Source organism: Methylobacterium sp. EM32 (genome assembly GCF_040593685.1).
Taxonomy (GTDB): Bacteria; Pseudomonadota; Alphaproteobacteria; order Rhizobiales; family Beijerinckiaceae; genus Methylobacterium.
Map to the genome: position 1 here is coordinate 1 of NZ_JBEXZS010000243.1, position 1,991 is coordinate 1,991.

The 1,991-nt window shown below is 71.0% G+C and carries 1 protein-coding gene; it reads right to left on the bottom strand.

All coding sequences use genetic code 11. The annotated features are described in order from the left end of the window. Nucleotides 1–34: 34 nt before the first annotated feature. On the bottom strand, nt 35–1,991 hold a 1,957-nt coding region (locus ABZT49_RS30595), incomplete at its 5' end, for an ATP-binding protein (RefSeq protein WP_355291877.1).

Below are 1,991 nucleotides of genomic sequence, written 5' to 3' on the forward strand. Positions count from 1 at the left end.
GAAGGCTGGCACCGGATCGTCATTGGTGACGCCTTCAGCGTCTTTCGCCGCCAAGCACCAGCCGGAGCGAGCGGGCGAGTTCGTCGCGGCGATAGGGCTTGCTCAGCACCGGCAGCTCGCCGCGCCCGATGACCTGCCCCTCGTCGAGATTAGCGACATAGCCCGAAGTGAGCAGAACCTTGATGCCGGGACGGAGCCTTTGCGCCTCGACGGCGAGCTGCGAGCCGTTCATGCCGCCTGGCATCACCACGTCCGAGAACAGGATGTCGATGCGCTCCACCCCCCTGAGGTGCTCCAGCGCCTCCGCGGCGTTGCGTGCGACGACCACCCGGTACCGCAGTTCCTCCAGGCTCTCGACAGCCATGGCGAGCACCGGCTCGTCGTCCTCCACGAGCAGCACCGTCTCGCCCGCGCCGGCTCGGCGGAGTGGAATGGCGCTGACCGGCCCGGTCCCAGGCTCCTCGCCGGCTGGATCGGTCGAGCGTGGGAAGCACAGGCTGACCGTCGTGCCCCGACCGACCTCGGACTCGATGCGTGCGAAGCCGTTGGCGCTGCGCGTGAAGCCGTAGACCTGGCTCAAGCCCAACCCCGTTCCCTTGCCGACCTCCTTCGTGGTGAAGAAGGGCTCGAACACGCGCGGGAGCGCGTCGGACGGGATGCCGCTGCCGGTGTCCGTGACCGACACCGTCACGTAGGGACCGGGCGGCACCCCCTTGTCGGCGACGGCCGAGGTACCGAGGTGGATGTTCCGGCTCGTCACGGCGATGCGGGCGGGGCCGTCCCGTCCCTCCATCGCATCTCGCGCGTTGACGACGAGGTTGAGCACCGCCGCTTCGAATTGGGCCGGATCGATGCGGATCGGATCGATCGCGGGATCGAGGTCGAAGGCCAGCGCGACGGCTCCGCCGGCCGCCCGCTCGGCGAGTGGCTTGAAGTCCAGGAGCAGCCGGTTCGGGTTGAGCGTCTGCGGCCGCAGCATCTGGCGCCGGGAGAAGGCGAGAAGCTGCTGGGTCAGCTGCTCGCCGCGCCTCGCCGCGCCCATGGCCGCCTCGGCCAGGCGCTTCACGCGCTCGACCTGCTCGGGCCGACGCAGCATCATGTCGAGCCCGCCGACGATGACGGTGAGCAGGTTGTTGAAGTCGTGCGCCACGCCGCCGGTGAGCTGCCCGATCGCTTCCATTTTCTGGGCTTGGCGCAGAGCCTCCTCGGTGAAGCGCTGGTCGGTGCGGTCCATCAGGATGCCGGCGATCCGCGTCGCCGTATCGCCCTCGTCGCGGACTCGGCCCCTGAGCGCGATCCAGCGCACCTGTCCGTCGGCGCGCCGGATGCGGCACTCGAGGTCGAGCGTGCCGGTCTCGCGGGTCGCCGCGAAAGCGCGCTCGGCGATGTCGCGGTCCTCCTCGACGACGTGCGCGATCAGGCTCTCTCTGTCCCAGTGCGGGCCCGCCTCGCCGTACCCGAAGACGGCGTCGAAGCGGGGCGAGCGCCGCGCCGCGCCGGTGCGGTCATCGAGGTCCCAGGACGCCATGCCGGCGGCGTCGAGGGCGAAGGCGAGGGTCTCGTGAGCGGTCTCGACCTCCCGCGTGCGCTCGGCCACGCGCCGCTCGAGATCCTCGTTGGCGAGCCGGAGCTGCGCTTGAGCCCGCTCGCGCTCCAGGAGATGCTCACGAGCCTGGTACTGGCGGCGGCGCGCCCGAAGGGCGGAGGCCGCGGCGCTGACGAGCGTCTCGGCATTCACCGGGCGCTCGAGCAGCACGACATTGGCGAGCCGGGCGAGCCGCTGCGACGCACGCTCGGAGCGGCGGGCGGCCTGGCGGGTCGCCAGCACGATGAAGGGGAAATCCGACCAAGCCGGTTGCGCATCGAGCCACGCAAAGAGGTCGGTGAGGTCACCTTCCAGCGCCTCCTCGGTGACGAGGGCAGCACCAGCGCCGGCCCGCAGGCCGTCGAGCCAGCCCGTCAGGTCGGGACAGGCTTGTGCGGGCGTGCCG